Origin of the sequence: Glutamicibacter sp. MNS18 (assembly GCF_026107515.2) — a bacterium.
GTDB lineage: Bacteria > Actinomycetota > Actinomycetes > Actinomycetales > Micrococcaceae > Glutamicibacter.
Genome location: NZ_JAPCHW010000009.1, coordinates 110,751 through 127,010, shown reverse-complemented (window position 1 = coordinate 127,010; position 16,260 = coordinate 110,751). Strand labels below are relative to the sequence as shown.

General features: G+C 61.2%; 12 protein-coding genes, 2 tRNA genes and 2 rRNA genes. 9 read left to right on the top strand and 7 right to left on the bottom strand.

Features of this window, described 5'->3' with window-relative positions; genetic code table 11:
- Positions 1 to 105: ribosomal RNA gene (gene rrf, locus OK351_RS13520) — 5S ribosomal RNA — on the top strand; the annotation flags it as partial.
- A gap of 741 nt (positions 106 to 846) precedes the next feature.
- Positions 847 to 963, top strand: a 5S ribosomal RNA gene (gene rrf / locus OK351_RS13515).
- 77 nt (positions 964 to 1,040) lie between these two features.
- Here the strand turns inward: rrf (OK351_RS13515) and OK351_RS13510 are convergent.
- The 3 genes from OK351_RS13510 to OK351_RS13500 all read right to left on the bottom strand — a co-directional run bounded on the left by OK351_RS13510 (position 1,041) and on the right by OK351_RS13500 (position 4,208).
- On the bottom strand, positions 1,041 to 1,823 hold the full coding sequence (locus OK351_RS13510) for an SDR family oxidoreductase (protein WP_265159846.1): 783 nt from the start codon (positions 1,821 to 1,823) through the stop codon (positions 1,041 to 1,043).
- An 89-nt stretch (positions 1,824 to 1,912) separates the two neighbouring features.
- Positions 1,913 to 2,725 (bottom strand): trehalose-phosphatase, encoded by an 813-nt coding sequence (gene otsB / locus OK351_RS13505; protein WP_265159843.1) that lies wholly within the window; start codon positions 2,723 to 2,725, stop codon positions 1,913 to 1,915.
- A gap of 31 nt (positions 2,726 to 2,756) precedes the next feature.
- A complete protein-coding gene (locus OK351_RS13500) occupies positions 2,757 to 4,208 on the bottom strand; it encodes an alpha,alpha-trehalose-phosphate synthase (UDP-forming) (protein WP_371931450.1) in 1,452 nt (483 codons plus the stop codon).
- A 314-nt stretch (positions 4,209 to 4,522) separates the two neighbouring features.
- Here OK351_RS13500 and OK351_RS13495 point away from each other — a divergent pair, with 314 nt between their 5' ends.
- The 3 genes from OK351_RS13495 to OK351_RS13485 all read left to right on the top strand — a co-directional run bounded on the left by OK351_RS13495 (position 4,523) and on the right by OK351_RS13485 (position 6,764).
- Positions 4,523 to 5,377 carry a DsbA family protein gene (locus OK351_RS13495; protein ID WP_265159837.1) on the top strand — a complete coding sequence of 285 codons (855 nt, stop codon included), beginning with the start codon at positions 4,523 to 4,525 and terminating at the stop codon, positions 5,375 to 5,377.
- Positions 5,378 to 5,536: 159 nt separating this feature from the next.
- A tRNA-Thr gene (locus tag OK351_RS13490) sits at positions 5,537 to 5,610 on the top strand.
- Between the two features lie 200 nt (positions 5,611 to 5,810).
- Positions 5,811 to 6,764 (top strand): DUF808 domain-containing protein, encoded by a 954-nt coding sequence (locus OK351_RS13485; protein WP_265159835.1) that lies wholly within the window; start codon positions 5,811 to 5,813, stop codon positions 6,762 to 6,764.
- Positions 6,765 to 6,800: 36 nt separating this feature from the next.
- Here OK351_RS13485 and OK351_RS13480 read toward each other — a convergent pair whose 3' ends face one another.
- Positions 6,801 to 8,453, bottom strand: a complete 1,653-nt coding sequence (locus OK351_RS13480; RefSeq protein WP_265159833.1) for a glycoside hydrolase family 10-like protein — start codon at positions 8,451 to 8,453, stop codon at positions 6,801 to 6,803.
- A 285-nt stretch (positions 8,454 to 8,738) separates the two neighbouring features.
- On the opposite strand from OK351_RS13480, the gene OK351_RS13475 reads away from it, so the two are divergent.
- The gene (locus tag OK351_RS13475; protein ID WP_265159830.1) at positions 8,739 to 10,391 is read left to right on the top strand and encodes an SAM-dependent methyltransferase; all 1,653 of its coding nucleotides are present in this window, start codon (positions 8,739 to 8,741) and stop codon (positions 10,389 to 10,391) included.
- Positions 10,392 to 10,398: 7 nt separating this feature from the next.
- Positions 10,399 to 11,316: a hypothetical protein gene (locus OK351_RS13470; RefSeq protein ID WP_265159827.1), complete on the top strand. Its 918-nt coding sequence runs from the start codon at positions 10,399 to 10,401 to the stop codon at positions 11,314 to 11,316.
- Here OK351_RS13470 and OK351_RS13465 read toward each other — a convergent pair.
- The gene (locus OK351_RS13465; RefSeq protein ID WP_265159824.1) at positions 11,313 to 11,969 is read right to left on the bottom strand and encodes a GNAT family N-acetyltransferase; all 657 of its coding nucleotides are present in this window, start codon (positions 11,967 to 11,969) and stop codon (positions 11,313 to 11,315) included. The two genes, OK351_RS13470 and OK351_RS13465, sit on opposite strands and share 4 nt — an antisense overlap.
- Before the next feature lie 403 nt (positions 11,970 to 12,372).
- Between OK351_RS13465 and OK351_RS13460 the strand changes: the two genes are divergently transcribed.
- Positions 12,373 to 12,449: transfer RNA gene (locus OK351_RS13460), tRNA-Val, on the top strand.
- A 61-nt stretch (positions 12,450 to 12,510) separates the two neighbouring features.
- On the opposite strand, the gene OK351_RS13455 is transcribed toward OK351_RS13460, so the two are convergent.
- On the bottom strand, positions 12,511 to 13,566 hold the full coding sequence (locus OK351_RS13455; protein ID WP_265159822.1) for an Atu2307/SP_0267 family LLM class monooxygenase: 1,056 nt from the start codon (positions 13,564 to 13,566) through the stop codon (positions 12,511 to 12,513).
- 201 nt (positions 13,567 to 13,767) lie between these two features.
- Here OK351_RS13455 and OK351_RS13450 point away from each other — a divergent pair, with 201 nt between their 5' ends.
- On the top strand, positions 13,768 to 15,453 hold the full coding sequence (locus OK351_RS13450; RefSeq protein WP_265159820.1) for a threonine/serine exporter family protein: 1,686 nt from the start codon (positions 13,768 to 13,770) through the stop codon (positions 15,451 to 15,453).
- Here OK351_RS13450 and OK351_RS13445 read toward each other — a convergent pair.
- Positions 15,450 to 16,223, bottom strand: a complete 774-nt coding sequence (locus tag OK351_RS13445; protein WP_265159818.1) for a uracil-DNA glycosylase — start codon at positions 16,221 to 16,223, stop codon at positions 15,450 to 15,452. The genes OK351_RS13450 and OK351_RS13445 overlap by 4 nt on opposite strands.
- Positions 16,224 to 16,260 lie beyond the last annotated feature (37 nt).

The window sequence follows — 16,260 nt, the reverse complement described above, 5'->3', positions numbered from 1 at the left end:
AGCGTGGGGGAAACGCCCGGTCCCATACCGAACCCGGAAGCTAAGGCCCATTGCGCCGATGGTACTGCACTCGTGAGGGTGTGGGAGAGTAGGTCACCGCCGGACTTAACTTATGTTGGAAGAGTGGTTTGAGGCCCTGACACCGTGGTGTCGGGGCCTCACCCATTTAAGCCCCCACTTTTGTGGGGCGGCTGCATCCAGGACCCAAGCACGTGCCAAGGGGTTATCGTCGCGGCAAATACCGGTCCGTTGCTGTTGGGTATCGATGGTGCCTTCGATAGGCGGCCGGCCGCCAATTGATGGTCCTATGCCCACCCAACGGCATCCTTGACGCCACGGTAGGGCGGTGCAGGATTCGACGGAGTCGGAACCTCCGCTTGCTCATGGCAAACGCGGTCAGAGAGGCCACTTGGGGCACTGTGTCCTGGACTCACTTCTCCGGGATCGGTGGTGTTGTGGTGCGCTGGCCTTCCAGCCTGGGCCTATAGGGCTCCGGTCGATCGGGCTGGAATCATTAATGGCTAGGGCCGGCTGATCGCAGTATTCGCGTGGCGCTAGCCATTAGCGCCCATGCCTCATTCCTGTCCGTGCGCAGGATGTCTACATCGCTCATGGCCGCTGATGGGCAAACCCGTGGCCATGAGCGGGAAGACCTCATGGCCGCCAGGAATGAAAACCAGCGGCTCTCGACACTGCTACGTGGCACAAGCGCCAGTGTGCCGCAGATCACGTCCATTTGGTTATCGTGAAGTGGACGGAAGCAAGTAAACCTTGCTATATTTATGGAGTTGTCGCGATCGCGATCGACACCTTATTCTTCCCACGATTTATCGTGCGGGTTAGAGTTACGGCGGTCATAGCGTGGGGGAAACGCCCGGTCCCATACCGAACCCGGAAGCTAAGACCCACTGCGCCGATGGTACTGCACTCGGGAGGGTGTGGGAGAGTAGGACACCGCCGGACATAATTTCATACAGGTTAGAGGCTCCACCCGCTGGGTGGAGCCTCACCTCTATCACGAACGGCTTGTACGTCCGGTATCAGTATTTGTATGACTGACCGCCGTCGATCGGGATAACGGCTGCATTGATGAATGGCGCCTGTCCGCCAAGCAGGAATGCCACCAGCTGTGCTACTTCCTCCGGGCGTCCGAAACGTTTCATCGGGTTGGGCTGTACGAAGGCCTTGCCGACTTCTTGCCAGTTTTCCGGATCGATCTGTTTCAGGGAACCTTCCACCATTGGGGTCATGATTGCCCCTGGTGCGATCGCGTTGATCTGGATGCCGTACTGCCCGTATTCCATGGCTGAGTTGCGTGTCAGACCCACAACGCCGTGTTTGGCGGCTGCGTAACCGGATTGATTACCCACGCCGCGTATCCCGCCGACTGAGGCGGTGTTGACAACAGCACCGCTTCCTTGTTCGCGCATGACCTTCAGGACATGTGCCATCCCATAGAACACACCGTCGAGATTGATTGCGGTGACCTTGCGGAATTCCTCCTGCCCGAAGTCTTCTGTGAGGTTCTGTTTGCCCTCGATCCCCGCATTATTGAAGAATCCATCGATCCGGCCGAAACATTCCATGGTGGCTTGGACATAAGCGCTGACTTCCTGCTCATGCGCGACATTCGCGGTTTGAAGCAGGATCTTGGCCTCCGGTGCCATGCTGCGGATCGCGGCCTCGGTTTCCCGCAAACCGTCCTCGTTCAGGTCAACGAGAACCAGATTGGCTCCTTCGCTACCGATCTGTTCCGCACTGGCGCGCCCCAGCCCGGAACCGGCACCGGTTATGATGATCGTCTTGCCTTCGAACCTGCTCATGTTGGTTCCTTTCAACGGATGGAGGAGCCCTGGACAGGCCCACTCCCGGAAAGCCTAGGCGAGACTTTCAACGGCAGCTAGCAGGTTGATCATTCATCGGGATTGACCGGTTTGCCGCGCTTTGCCAGCAGGAACCGCAATACTGCCGGCAGCTCGGAAGGGGAAGCGATGCGGTGCGCTGCTGCGGTGTCGCCAGCCCCGACCTTGATCCCCAGATCTGCCGAATCCAGGACCCTGAACCCGTCCTCGTCCGTAACATCATCGCCGACGAAGAGAAGGGAACTGGCCCCGGTAACTTCGCGCAGCCATTGCAGGGCCTGTCCTTTTGTAGCATGCAGGACGCTGGCCTCCAGTACAGCCTTGCCAGCCAGGAGGCGCAAGCCCGAAAGCTCTCCCAGGTGCTTTTGGGCAGCTTCCAGAGCCTGGAGACCGGTTGCCTCATCCGCCTGACGCACATGAAGTACCGTGGATGCCGGCTTGTATTCCACCGAGGTTCCGGTGAAATCAGCCGAGACCTGTTCCATGATCTTGGTGGCTTCCCGTAACAGATCGGACTGGTCACCGGTGAGCTCGATCTGCTGCGCTGCGCTGCGCAGCGAGGCCGGAACCTCCCGTTCGGCTCCATGCGATCCGATAAGCACTTCGGGGCGTGGCAGGGGATGGACAGCACGCAAGGACTGCAGATCCCGACCTGAGATCAGCGCCGTGACAACCCCGGACTGCTGGGACAACTCAATCGCCAGCTTGGCCGAATCGGGCAAAGGCCTGGCATCCTCGGGGCGGTCAACCAACGGTGCCATTGTTCCGTCGAAATCCAGGGCAATCACCAAGGGACTGCTTCCGGCAAGCCGGGTCAATGCCTGTCGTAGTTCAGGGGCCAGAGTTGAGGGCAATGAATCCATCCTGCTTCCTGTATGGCCACGCTGAACGGCTTCAGGTCGTGGCGTGAACGTTAATCGATGCGAGCTCCAGCAGGAACTTCTGCGACCAGCCCACCACATCATTATCCTGCAAGTGGCGATACATGCGGCGCATCCTGCGCGCCTGCTCCGTTTCCGACATGTTCACGGCTTGCACGATCTTCTTTTTCATCCCATCAATATCGTGGGGATTGACCAGTACCGCCTGGGTGAGTTGGTCGGCTGCGCCGGTGAATTCGGAAAGAACCAGCACGCCACGCTCGTTCTCGTGGGCAGCCACGTACTCCTTGGCCACCAGATTCATCCCGTCACGCAATGAAGTCACCAATAGCACGTCGGCGGCCAGATACATCGCGATCATTTCCCGCATGGGGTAGGAATGATGCAGATAGCGCAAAGTGGTGTGGCTCAAGGTGTCATGCTGACCGGTGATCTGCCCAACCATCAGCTCCACCTGGTTACGCAGCTGGATATAACGGTCCACATTCTCACGGCTTGGGCTGGCCACCTGAATCAGGCACACATCCCCGGCTTGCAGGGACTTGTCGCTCAGGATCTCCTCATAGGCTTTGAGCCGGTGCCGGATGCCCTTGGTATAGTCCAGTCGGTCCACGCCCAGCATCACGGTCTTGGGATTGCCCAGGCCTTCCCGGATCTGCCGGGCTCGCTCCTGGATCTCTGGATCCTTGGACAACTCGGCAACTTGCGCGGTGTTGATGGAGATTGGGTGTGCTGCTGCGCGGCAGACATTTCTGAGCGGATAGCTGGCATCCGGGGTGGCCTCATGCCCCTTCACCGAGTATTCGGTATAGCGGCGCAGAGAACGGATGAAGTTCGCGCTGTCGGCTTCGCGCTGGAAACCGACAAGGTCCGCACCGGCTAGGCCTTCGAGGATCTGTCTGCGCCATGGCAATTGCGCAAACAGCCCCGGTGCCGGGAAGGGGATGTGGTTGAAAAAACCGATACGCAGATCAGGGCGCACTTCGCGCAGCATCTTGGGCACCAGTTGCAACTGGTAGTCATGGACCCAGACGGTGGCATCCTGCGCCGCGACCTTCAAGACCGCCTCGGCGAATCGCCGGTTCACCTTCTTGTAGTTGTCCCACCACGTCCGATGGTATTCCGGAGGAACAATCACATCGTGATAGAGAGGCCACAGGGTGGAGTTCGAGAACCCCTCGTAGTACAGCTCCAGATCCTCCTCCGAGAGGGAGACCGGAACCATATGGATCTCGTCCTTGTCGAAGTCCTCGAGTTCTTCGTCGGTGGCACCATGCCAGCCGACCCAGGCTCCGGTTGACGCAGCCATGATGGGTTCCAATGCGGTCACCAGACCACCCGGGGAGCGTCGCCATCCCGGGCGGCCGTCGGGGTCGGTGATCCGGTCCACGGGTAGCCGGTTGGCCACGACAATGAAGTCGTAGTTGGCATCCGGAGCGTGTTCAGGGGTCTGCTGGCTCACGATGTTCCTCCTGAAGCTCAATCATGGCGTGCCCTTGGTGCATGGGTGCCGGGCTATGGTTCCTGTTGGAATTCTACGGGGAAGAATCCCCGTCACGTATTGAGCCTAATGAGTATCTGTGACGGAGGAAACTTTTTGGTCTCTTATGTCTCCATGTGGCGACAATCCACTGCTGCTGTCTAGGCGTGGCATTGGGGGATATTGTGCGCGGGCTGTGAAGGTGTGATCTTCAAGGGAATCATGCCATATTCGGCCTCATCATTGGCTAAGCTGGGTTCGGATTAAGTCTGTCGCCGAGCAAGGACTAAAGTATTACAATGTCTTCAAATACCCCCCGCCCGTCCAAGTCCGAACGGCAGGCGAGCGCGCGAGAAAAAGCCGCGAAGATGGCCGCCGCCCAGGCCGCCCAGGAAAAGCGCAAGTCACTGATGGTCAAGCTGGGTGTCATCGGTGCCGTAGTCGTCGTCATCGCTTTGGTCCTCGTGCTGATCTTCCAGAACAGGAGCAACGAGGTATCTGATGCAGGCGCGGCCCCGAAGGGTGGCAACGCGGCCGGTGGCATCACCTTGGTCTCCGATACCGAACTGGCCGACACTTCGGACATCTCAGTCGATATCAATAACGTGGGCGAGCCGAAGAATTCGGCAAGTCCCGAACCTCGTGACCTGCAGGTCGGAGCCCAAGGTGAGCCGGTGAAGGTGACCATTTTCGCCGATGCCAACTGCGTCCACTGTGCAACCTTCGAAAGCAACTACGGGAACCAGCTCGGCCAGTGGCTGGCCAACGGCGACATTACCGTGGAATACCGCACTGTCGGTTTCCTCGACGGCGGGTCGCCAACCAATTACTCGTCACGAGCAGCCAACGCTATGGCCTGTGTGGCCGATGCCGCCCCGGCGTCATATCTGGACTACATCGAAGCGGTGTGGGCGAACCACGTCAACGGTGAAATGAAGAACGCGGAGCTGGCGCAGCTGGCCTCCGAGCACGGGGCAGACGTTGCAGATTGCATCAACGATGGCACCTTCCGTTCGTTCGTGCAGTTCACCACCACAGCCGCACAGGTTGACGGGGTGAATGCCACTCCGACGGTCTTCATCCAGGACCAGGAATTCGATCTGGGTGGAGACTTCGTGGCAGAGGTGGAGGCCGCAATCGAGGCGAACGCCTGAGGATTGGGAAATCACCGGGGATAGGGTAATATCCCGTAGTGATCACGCACCTTTGATGTTGTGGGGAGGGCGCCAGCGATGGCGACCTCCCCACAGCACGTTAAGGTACCAGTGACGATTCGCTTCACCGCTGGCAGTTCGGATATTCTTATCCGGTACGCCTCCTTAGCTCAGCTGGCCAGAGCGTCTGTCTTGTAAACTGAAGGTCACCGGTTCGAATCCGGTAGGGGGCTCTGTCAAACCCCGGTAAATGCGTCCAACGCGTTTATCGGGGTTTAGTTGTCTGCGAACCATCACAGTGTTCACACCAACCTTCGGGTTGGCCGTGAAATCCGGCCACCGAAGGGCTTTAGCCAAGCCCTTATTCAAAGCGTAGGTATCGTTGGAATCCGCAAGATGCGGACGACTCCAGAACTGATCGAAGGACAGAACCATGGCAGGTGGATTGGTAGCACTGCTCGACGACGTGGCTGCACTGGTGAAGCTGGCGGCGGCTTCACTGGATGATGTGGCAATGGGGGCGGGTAAGGCAGGCACCAAGGCGTTGGGCGTGGTCGTGGATGATGCCGCGGTAACACCGCAATACGTGGCCGGCATCAGCCCGAAGCGTGAACTGCCGATCGTATGGAAAATTGCCCTGGGATCGATCCGCAACAAATTGTTGATCATCCTTCCGCTGGCCCTTCTGCTCTCCCAATTCGCGCCTTGGGCGTTGACTCCTATCCTGATGTTGGGCGGCTCCTATCTGGTCTTCGAAGGAGCGGAGAAGATCCTGGAATTGTTCGGGATCCTTAAACACCATGACTCGCGTGGTGGCGATAAAGCGGTCGATGAGAAGACCATCATTGGTGCTGCGGTGCGTACCGACCTGATCCTCTCAGCCGAGATCATGGTGATCTCGTTGAACGAGGTTGCACACGAGCCCTTCTGGATACGTACCGCGATCCTCGTCTCCGTGGCTCTGGGTATGACACTGGTGGTCTACGGGGTGGTGGCCGTGATCGTGAGAATGGATGATGTCGGCCTGAAACTGGCGCAACGTACATCCACGCTTGCCCGGAAGACAGGCCGCGGCCTGGTTAAGGCCATGCCGGTGATCATGTCGATCCTGAGCAAGGTGGGTGTGGTGGCGATGCTCTGGGTCGGTGGTCATATCATCCTGGTGGGATTCGACGAACTGGGTTGGCATGCCCCCTACGCGTTGGTGCATCACCTGGAGCTGTTGACCGCGGAGTCCAGCGGATCGGCGGGCCAGGTCCTCGGATGGTTGGTGAACACGGCGCTTTCCTGCGTGGCCGGCCTGCTTATCGGCTCGGTGGTCACCGCCGCGGTTCTGGGGATCCGGGCACTGCGAGCCCGTGAGGCGGGGCAGGAGCACCAGGAATAGCTGGTGCGATACCCGGATACCGGACTGTCAGGGGCATCAAGCCTTGATGAAAATCGCGGTGGCACGTTTCGAATCGATCCCGGTACGGCTGACCGACTGGATCATGTACCAGTACAGCTTGCCGCTGACCGTTGTGGTGTCCACCCAGGACTGCACGGTGCCGGTGCGTCGGCGGACCGTGCGCAGATAGGCCCCGGTGGACTGGATATTGGGCATTACCGAGCCTGTTGATTCCCAACGCCAGATCGCAATCACCGTAATGGGTTCCCCGTTGCCGCTGGATGTCCAACGCAACCGAACCCCGGTGGGCACACGTTTGGCCGAGACGATCGTTGGGGTGAACGGGCGGGTAGCTCCCAGGTGTGGCATGGGCACCGGGAGCGCCGGGCGGGAGTAGTGCTTGGCCACCATGATCCCGACCCCGTTGAGCTTGTTCGCACTGAAGGCGGTGGTGTTGTAGAACGCCTGGCCTTGGACCGCGGACACCTGGCGGGTCTTTGCCAGGTGGTCACGCAGCTCATTGGGGTCCCGCCACGCCGCGGTAGCCGGATCCCCGACTTTGTAGGCTGCCTCCCCGGTATAGAACTTAACGTTGGTACCGGAAACCTGTTTCGCCCACCAATCCACCAACACGTTGTAGTTCGCTGCCGCGTTGCCTTGATGCCAATAGAGCTGTGGCAGGAGGTAGTCAACCCATCCATCCTTGATCCAGCGACGTGAATCGGCAAAGAGCGCCGAGTAGCTTTCCAGGCCATTGGTGGCAGAACCCAACGAGCTGGAGGAGGCGTTGCGCCAGATCCCGAAGGGGCTGATTCCGAACTCCACATGCTTCTTGGCGTTCTTGATGTCCCTGTAGGTGTCGCGGACGAACAGGTTGATGTTGTTGCGCCTCCAATTGGCCAGCGAGGTGTACGACCCCTTGTACTGGGCGAATGCGTTTGCGTCTGGGATGGATTGCCCGGCCACAGGATAGGGGTAGAAGTAGTCATCGAAATGGATGCCGTCCACGTCATAGCGTTTGACCAGGTCGAGGACCACCGAACGGATGAATGTCCGCACGGCCGGGATGCCGGGGTTGTAGTATCTGCGCCCTCCGTAGGCGAAGGACCAGGACGGGTTCTTGCGGGCCGGATGGGTGGAAACCAGGGAGTTCAATGAGGAGTCCATCGATACCCTGAACGGGTTGATCCAGGCGTGCAAGCCCAACCCGCGCTTGTGCGCCTTGGCGATCGCATAGGCCAACGGATCATAGCCGGGGTCCTTGCCCTGCGTGCCTGTCAGATACCTGGACCAGGGTTCACCGGTTGCGGCACGGAACATCCGATCGGCGCACGGGCGGACCTGGAGAATCACGGTATTCAGGTTGCGTTTGACCGCCAGGTCCAGCAGCGAACGCAGCTCCGTGCGTTGGGCCGCGACCGACAGGCCCGATTCGGACGGCCAGTCGATGTTCAGTACCGTAGCGGCCCACAGTCCACGAAACTCGGTCCGTGGATGGCTGGCGCTTCCGGTGGAATTGCGGGCGGAGATCGTGTAGACCCGGTTGCGGCTCACAGCGGCCCACGTCGGGGTGGCCAAACCGGTCCCAAGCGCTATCCCCGCGGCACCGATCACCGCGGTGGACAACACTGTACGGCGTGTGGGCGTCCCCAACTGGTCGGAGAGTTCCGGGGATAGCACCGAATCCATCACAGCCTCCACCACAGCCAGCGAGTTTGCACCGACAAGGTGAACCGGTGTGAACGAAGGCTACGTTCCGCAGGGTGCAAAGACCAGCATGATTCCGTCAAGCTTCGGCTCCACTTCGGATACGGCGCCGTCGCCACGGAAACCTTGCCGCCTGCCGGCTGGGGGAGAGCGCACGGGATAGAATGGCCACGGTGTGCCCGCCAGCCATGGCCTGTGCGGTTTGCCCGCCGATACCTGTCGGGATCGGCAAGCCAAAGTGTCCGACGGCCATGGAAAGATCGAAGCGTGTTGACTATCGAAGAGAAGAATGCGGTGGCAACGGCCCGACACGGGCGCGGCGCCTACTTCACACCCGAACCCATAGCCCGTTTCATGACCGAATGGGCCCTGGCGAACGGCGCACGCCGGATCCTGGAGCCATCTTGCGGCGAGGCGCAATTCTTACGTACCGCACACCGCATCCTGGCCCGCACGGATGCGAAAGCGGAATTGCACGGTGTCGAGCTTCACGAGCCCTCCGTGACCGAAGCCAAACGCCTCGTGGCCTTGGATGGTGCCGAAGCACGGATCCAGTGTGCCAACTTCTTTGAACTGACCGGCAACCAGGACATGGACGCCGTGATCGGCAACCCACCCTATGTGCGCTATCAACTGCACCGGGGTATCCAACGTCAGCTATCGAGGCAGGCCGCAGCCGCCAGCGGGATCGAGCTGAATGAACTGGCCTCCGTCTGGGCTGCCTTCGTCGTTCACGCCACCAGTTTCCTGCGCCACGGTTCCCGCATGGCCTTGGTGCTTCCGGCCGAGTTGATGTTCGTGAACTATGCCGCGCCCGTGCGGTCGATGTTGCTTGACAGGTTCGCCACGGTGAGCCTGGTGCTGTTCGACCAGCGGGTCTTCGCCGATGCACAGGAGGAAGTGGTGCTCCTGCTGGCCGATGGCTATGGTAGGCCGGGACAGGGTCATTTCCGGCTCCACCAGGTCGCCAATGCCGCCGGCCTGGACAGCCTGGGGGAAGGGGTGTTGCACACGGTGAAGCAGCCCGCCGAACGCTGGACCAGCTCCCTGGCTTCACTCGAAGCCCAGGGTATCCACGCCACCGCGCTCGCCGAAGCACGGTTCGTCCCCCTGCAATCGTGGGGCGAGACCTCACTGGGTGCGGTGACCGGCAACAACAAGTGGTTTACCCGCACCGCCGAGCAGCTTAAGATACTGGACCTGGACCCCTCCGAGGTTGTGCGGATCTCGCCACCGGGTTCCAGGCACCTGCGCGGATTGGAACTGAGCTCATCTGGTTGGGAGACGCTACGTAGCCAGGGCGCGGCAACGTACCTGTTCCGTCCCGAGACGACCGCGTCGCCTGCCGCCGAGCAGCTGATTGCCGCCGGTGAGCTGGCTGGTGTGGACCAGGCATACAAATGTCGGGTTCGCAGCCCCTGGTGGCGCGTGCCGCTGCCTTCGGTGCCGGACTTGTTCATGACCTACATGAATGCCGATACGCCGAGGCTGACCACCAATTCGGCACAGGTCCACCACATCAACTCGATTCATGGCGTGTACCTGGGTGCCGACGTGCGTGAGCTGGGCCGTGATCTGCTTCCCCTGGCATCACTGAACACCTTGACCATGCTGGGCGCGGAAATCGTGGGGCGGTCCTATGGCGGGGGGATCCTGAAACTCGAGCCGTCCGAGGCGGACAAACTACCTGTTCCCGCCCCCAGGCTCATCGCCGCCTACGCCAAGCAGCTGCGCCAGATCAAACCCGAAGTGGCGCGGTTGCTGGCCAGCGGCCACAAGCAAGAGGCCTGCGACCTGGTGGATGGGATCGTGCTAGGCCAGATGCTGGAGCTGGGTCATGAGGCACAGCAGGCACTGCGCCAATCACGGACCGCCCTGCTGCAGCGTCGAAAATCACGAGGCAAGAGTGTCAAGGGCTAAGGACGGTATGGGGCACGAGAAGACTCTGGCATTCGCCGAATTCGACACGGCGCTAACCAGCGCCGCGAAAACCTCACCGTGGCTGGTTGACGGCAAGGCGCAGGTGCAATTCCAGCCCTCCTATGCATTGCTGGAACAGTTGCTGAGCATCCCGGTGCGGTCCAAGGCGGTGACCCGCTCCGGTCGGTTCGCCCAGGGGGTTGATGCCTGGCTGGCCCATGAGCTGCGCCGGGCGGGTTTCGACGAGGACCTGGTCTGGCCCCGTCCGGAGGCTCCCCGGGTGCTTTCCGCGGATATCCTGGAGCTGTTGCGCAGGCTACCCGAGCGGCTGGCCGATGAGGTGCACGAGGCGATCCTGGCGGGGAAGGCCGGTAGCACCGATGCCCGGATCCTGGGCCGGGCCTATATGAAGCAAACCGATGTGGTGATGACCCATTGGTCCCGTGGGCCCGAACTATTGCTCAGCACCAAGGCGATGACCTCCTCCTTCGGGAAAAACCTGGCCAACCGCTACGAAGAGGCCTACGGGGATGCAGCCAACCTGCGCGCCCGTTATCCGCTGGCCGCGGTCGGCTTCTACTTCGTGCAGCGGGCCACCATCCTGGAAACCGAACCGGCCGCCTTCCGTCGCACCGTGGACATGATCCGCAAGCTGCGCGACTTCGGGGACGGCTACGGCTACACCGCCACCGGGTTGCTGCTGGTTGATTGGGATGAGACCAGCCCCAACCCGACGGTGAAAGTGGTCCAGGACCAGGTGCCGGCGGATGTGGCCACGGAACAGTTCATGACGACCATGGTGGACGCGGTCTTGCAGGTCACCCCAATCGACTTGCACGAGATCGCCCGGTTACGACGGGACGGGCAGGACGAACCCGTTGCCGCCGCCGATCCTGCCGCGGAGTTGCAAGACCCGCTCTTCTAACCGGCCACCGTTTTCAAACCGTGCCTTGGCTGTGTGCCGCGGGGAGTACCTTGACCGGCAGGAGCAGCGGCTGCGCTCGGCCGGACAAGCATCCCGGGATGCTCCAGACCCGCAGTATCCGTCTGCGCGACAACGGGGAGCTGCATCCTGCGGGGATCCAGTGCGAGTCCTGCTGCCTGGGGAAGTAGCCGTACCCATTGCCTGGCGTGGGCAGTGCTCTGGTAGATGAACAGCCTTCGCTGTTCGTGTTCGTATTCGCGCTCCAGCGTCCACAGCTCGGAGCGCTCGTAGAAGGCCCACGAGGCGGGGTTGCCGGCATAGACCACCGTGATCGGGTTGGCGCCGACCCGCAGGGCGTGCGCCAAACGCAATGAAGAGACATGTTGGCGGATGCCCATCCGCCGGTATCGTGAATCCACGCTCATACAGCCGAGTTCCGCTGCATCCATCAGCTCGGTGGGGGCCACGATTGAATCATGCACGATACCGGCGGCGACCAGTTGCCCGGCATCCCGTACCGTGACCACCACGCTGGCGCGATCCATCTTCTGGTGCCAACGGGCATCGGTGCGGGGGTAGAGGCGGGCCAGTTCGCGGCGCTCGGCATCGGAAGGCGGCAAAAACGACAGGGCAAAGCACAGGTGTGGAAGCACTGGGTACGGTCCTAGAAATCAAGAACGAACGAAATAGAGACATGTTGGCTGCAGCTACCTGCTGCCAACGGCTTCGTTGGCCTTTAGGGGACCGATGCCGGCGGCTTCCGACAGCTTCCTTGTAGGGCCCAGTTGGGTGGCTCATCAAGCCACAAAAAAATTATGGGGCCGTCGGGCTGAAGGAACCAGCCGAAACGGGGAACCGGGAAGTTAAATCCGAGTAAATGGTCTTGGGCCACCTCGCAGGGCCACGTCAAAGGCTTGGAAAGCGGGCGTTCTGGGTGGATGAAAAACCGGTGCAGGTATCGCGGTGGGGGCGCTCTCCCACCCCGATTTGGTAGCGGCGCAAAATGCCAGTAATATCATTTAGGTGCTGCGGTGAAAACCGCGCAAATAACTTCATGGATCTTTAGCTCAGTTGGTTAGAGCGTTCGCCTCACACGCGAAAGGTCGCTGGTTCGAGTCCAGTAAGATCCACCAAAAAACCCGCCAGCCTTTCGGCTTGGCGGGTTTTCCCATTCAGGGTCATTGTGTTCCCGGTTTATCGGGCGAGCATCTCGTGGACCAGCGGTTTGACCTCGGTGCCCAGCAGCTCGATTCCCCGCATCATGATCTCGTGCGGCATGGTGCCCTGCGAGTACTTGATATCCACGCGACTCAGCCCCAGTTCCTTGGTGACCCGGACAATTTTCTCTGCCACGGTTCGCGGACTGCCAGCCATCATGGCACCTTCCGGGCCCATGGAGGCCTGCAAACGCATTTTGGACGCTGCCGGCCAGCCGCGTTCGGCACCGAGCCTGTTCATGGTGCGTTGGTAGTGCGGCCACAACAGTTCCAGCGCCTCCTCATCGGACTCGGACACCAACCCATGGAAATGCGCGCCCACCGGCTGGGGATCATTGCCGAAGGAAGCCATGGCCTTGTGGTAGAGCGTCACCAGGGACTTGAAGGCTGAAGGCTGCCCGCCGATGATCGCCAAGAACAGCGGCAGCCCGTGCCGGGCCGCACGAATCACCGATTCCGGGCTGCCACCCACACCGACCCAGGTGCGCAGCTCGGAGGTTTCCAAGGTGGGGTAGACCTGTTGGTTTCGCAACGCCGGACGCAATTCCCCTGACCAGGTCACCGGCGTCCCATGGCGGAGCCGAGCCAAGAGCTCGAGCTTTTCCTCGAACAGTTCCTCGTAGTCACTCAGGTTGAATCCGAACAGCGGGAAGGACTCGACGAATGATCCCCGCCCGGCAATGATTTCAGCGCGCCCATTGGAGATGGCTTGCAGGGTGGCAAAGCGTTGGTATACGCGGACCGGGTCATCACTGGAAAGCACGGTCACCGCAGTGCCCAGCTTGATTCGTTCGGTTGCCTGGGCCAAGGCGCCCAAGGCCACTTCAGGTGCGCTGATGGCGTAGTCATCTCGATGGTGTTCGCCGAGCCCGAAAAAATCCAGGCCCGAGGTCTCGGCATGTTGGCCTTCGGTAATCACGTTACGGATCACCTGGGCCTGGGTGAGGAGTTTGCCATGGGCGTCCTCGGTGATGTCACCGAAAGTTTCCACCCCGATTTCCAAGGGAGCCGCGCCGGGAAGCTGCGTTGTCATCCGTTCCACCTTTCCAAAAGGAATAAATGCATTTACATCTAACTACCTCAACTTCGGGGCGCTGCCGATTCATTCCCCGCGCCGTGTTCGGGATATCACAGCAACGCCGGAAAATCCCGATCATGGATCCAGCCTAAGCCCGGATCAGGGGTATATCGTGAAGTCATAGCAATGAATCTTCGCGCGAAGGAGGATGGATCGGTGGTTCAGCAGGACCCGGACGCCCAGCCGCGGCAAGACGCCAACCCTGGGCTTGATCCAGATCCCAAGGTTTCCAGCCTTCCGCGCATCACCACCAACGAAATCCGTCTGGGGACCGCGCTGGAGGCCAGTGAGCCTAGCCAGGCCCTGACGTCATCGTGGCCGCTACCTGATGCGCCTGTGGTTGAAGACTCGGCGGTCCACACGGTGGCCGCAGCCGAGGTGGGCGATCTGGAATCACGTACCGGACAGGTCGTGACCGAGGACGGGCTGACGGTGGTGCCCACGCGCGCCAACCCGGTGGCGCGCCGACTGCTGGCCAAGATGTGGGTTTCCGACGCCCCGCCAACGCAGGCCCTGCCCGTGGTGGACCGGCTGCGGGGCACCCCCTACGCCAATCCGAGGGTCAACCAGGATACCGAACTGCTGGCACGGCCGACCCTGGAATTCGCCCTCGACCTGGCTGAAACACTCTTTCGATACGGTGCCGGGGCGTTGGAAGCCGAAACCAGCGTCATCGCCGTCACTGCGGCCCTGGGACTGAACCACGTGGATGTCGACGTCACCAACCAGTCGATCCACCTGAATTACAACCCGCGCGAAGGCGAGGGGGTTTCGGTGCTACGTGTGGTGCGTTCCTCGACAGCGAACTTTGCCGGGTTGGCCCTGGTACATGAACTGGTCTCGGACATCATCTCCGGCGGGGTGAACACCACCCAGGCCTCAACGAGACTGAAGGCCATCATGCGCAAGCCCAGGCCGTTCCCGCGGTGGTTCGTGGCTACCGCCCGTGGCGTGTTCGCCGCGGCGTTCGTGCTGTTCATCGGAGGCTCGGCGCTGGGTGCACTGATTGCCTTCGGGTCTTCCTGGCTGGTATCACAAATCATGAAATTCGGTAGCCGCTGGCGGGTCCCGGAATTCTTCACCGTGGCCGCCTCGACCTGTGTGGTCACCGCGGTGGCATTGCTGGGCTTTGCCGCCCAGACGCCGATCGATCCGGCGTTGGTGGTGGCCGGCGGCATCCTGCTGCTACTGCCTTCGGTCAGGTTCGTTTCCGCACTGCAGGACGCGATCAACGGGTTCCCGGTGACCGCGGTAGGCCGGATCTTCTCCGCCGGCTTGATATACGTGGCGATCCTTTCCGGGATCTCCGTGGCGCTGGTGGCCAGTTCCTTGCTGGGCGGCACCGAAGTGGATGTGCAGCAGATCCAGCAGATCGGTTACCCGCAGTGGTTCATGATCCTGCTGGTGGCAGTGGCGATCGCAGCCGGTGCCGTCTCGGAGCAAACCGCCAAGAAGCTGGTTTTGCCTACCGTGCTGATCGCGGTCGTCGGCTATCTGGTGATGCTCGGGTGCCAGCAATTGGGGCTGGGGGAGCGGGGTACCCCAGCGGTGGTGGCCACGGTCATCGGATTCGCTGCGCGGTTCACTGCCGAGAAGTTCCGCTCGCCGCAGTTGGTGATCGCCTCGCCGGCGGTCTACTTCATGCTCCCGGGCCTGATGGTTTTCCGCTCAATGTACGGGATCGTCCTGGAAACCGACACCATGGCCCTGGCCTTGGTGGAGATGTTCAACGCCTTTGCCATCATGTTCTCAATCGCCGGGGGTGTGGTACTCGGGGATACGCTGTGCCGCCCGTTGATCGCCAGCGCCCGGCGCGAACGCAAGCGGATCCGCCGTCGTTAGGCGGAGGGCAACCGCCAGCGCACCCTGTCGCGGCCCAAGGCCTCCAGCTCATGATTGATGGTGCTGAACGGCCGGGACCCGAAGAACCCCCGGGAGGCCGACAGCGGCGAGGGGTGGGCACTGCGCAGGATTACCATATTCGACATTGCTCCGACCAGCTTTTGTGCCTGGTTCCCCCACAGCAGCGCCACCACCGGCGGGGTGCTGCGGTTTAGCCGGTCGATTACCGCCGTGCTGATAGCGGTCCAGCCGATTTTCTGGTGTGACCCGGGCAACCCGGCGCTCACCGAGAACACCTGGTTGAGCAGCATCACACCCTGATCCTGCCAAGAACCCAGATCGCCGTGCTCGGCTGGGGGGATTCCCGTATCGCCGTGCAGTTCCCGATAGATATTGCCCAGGCTGCGCGGCAACGGGCGCACCTGTGCTCCGGTGGCGAAACTCAGGCCAATGGCATGTCCCGGGGTGGGGTACGGATCCTGGCCGATGATCAACACTTTGACCTGGTCCACCGGCAGTTGCAGGGCCCGTAGCATCAGGGCGGGATCGGGAAGGATCCGTTCACCGCCGAGCGAGCGCGCTGACAGGTCCCGGGCGATCTGCTGCAACGTGGAGCTGAGCGGGAGCAACGTGGCAACCCAGCTCGGGTCGATCAATCCGGCATCGGCCATGGACCGCGGACCGTGGAAAAAAGGGAAGTCCTCGGGCGAGTAGCCGGGAACGGCAGCTTCGGGCATCGGGTCGAAGAGGGCAGGCTGTTCGGTGCTCATATCACCCATTGTTCCGGTTCTCACTGCGGGACGCGAT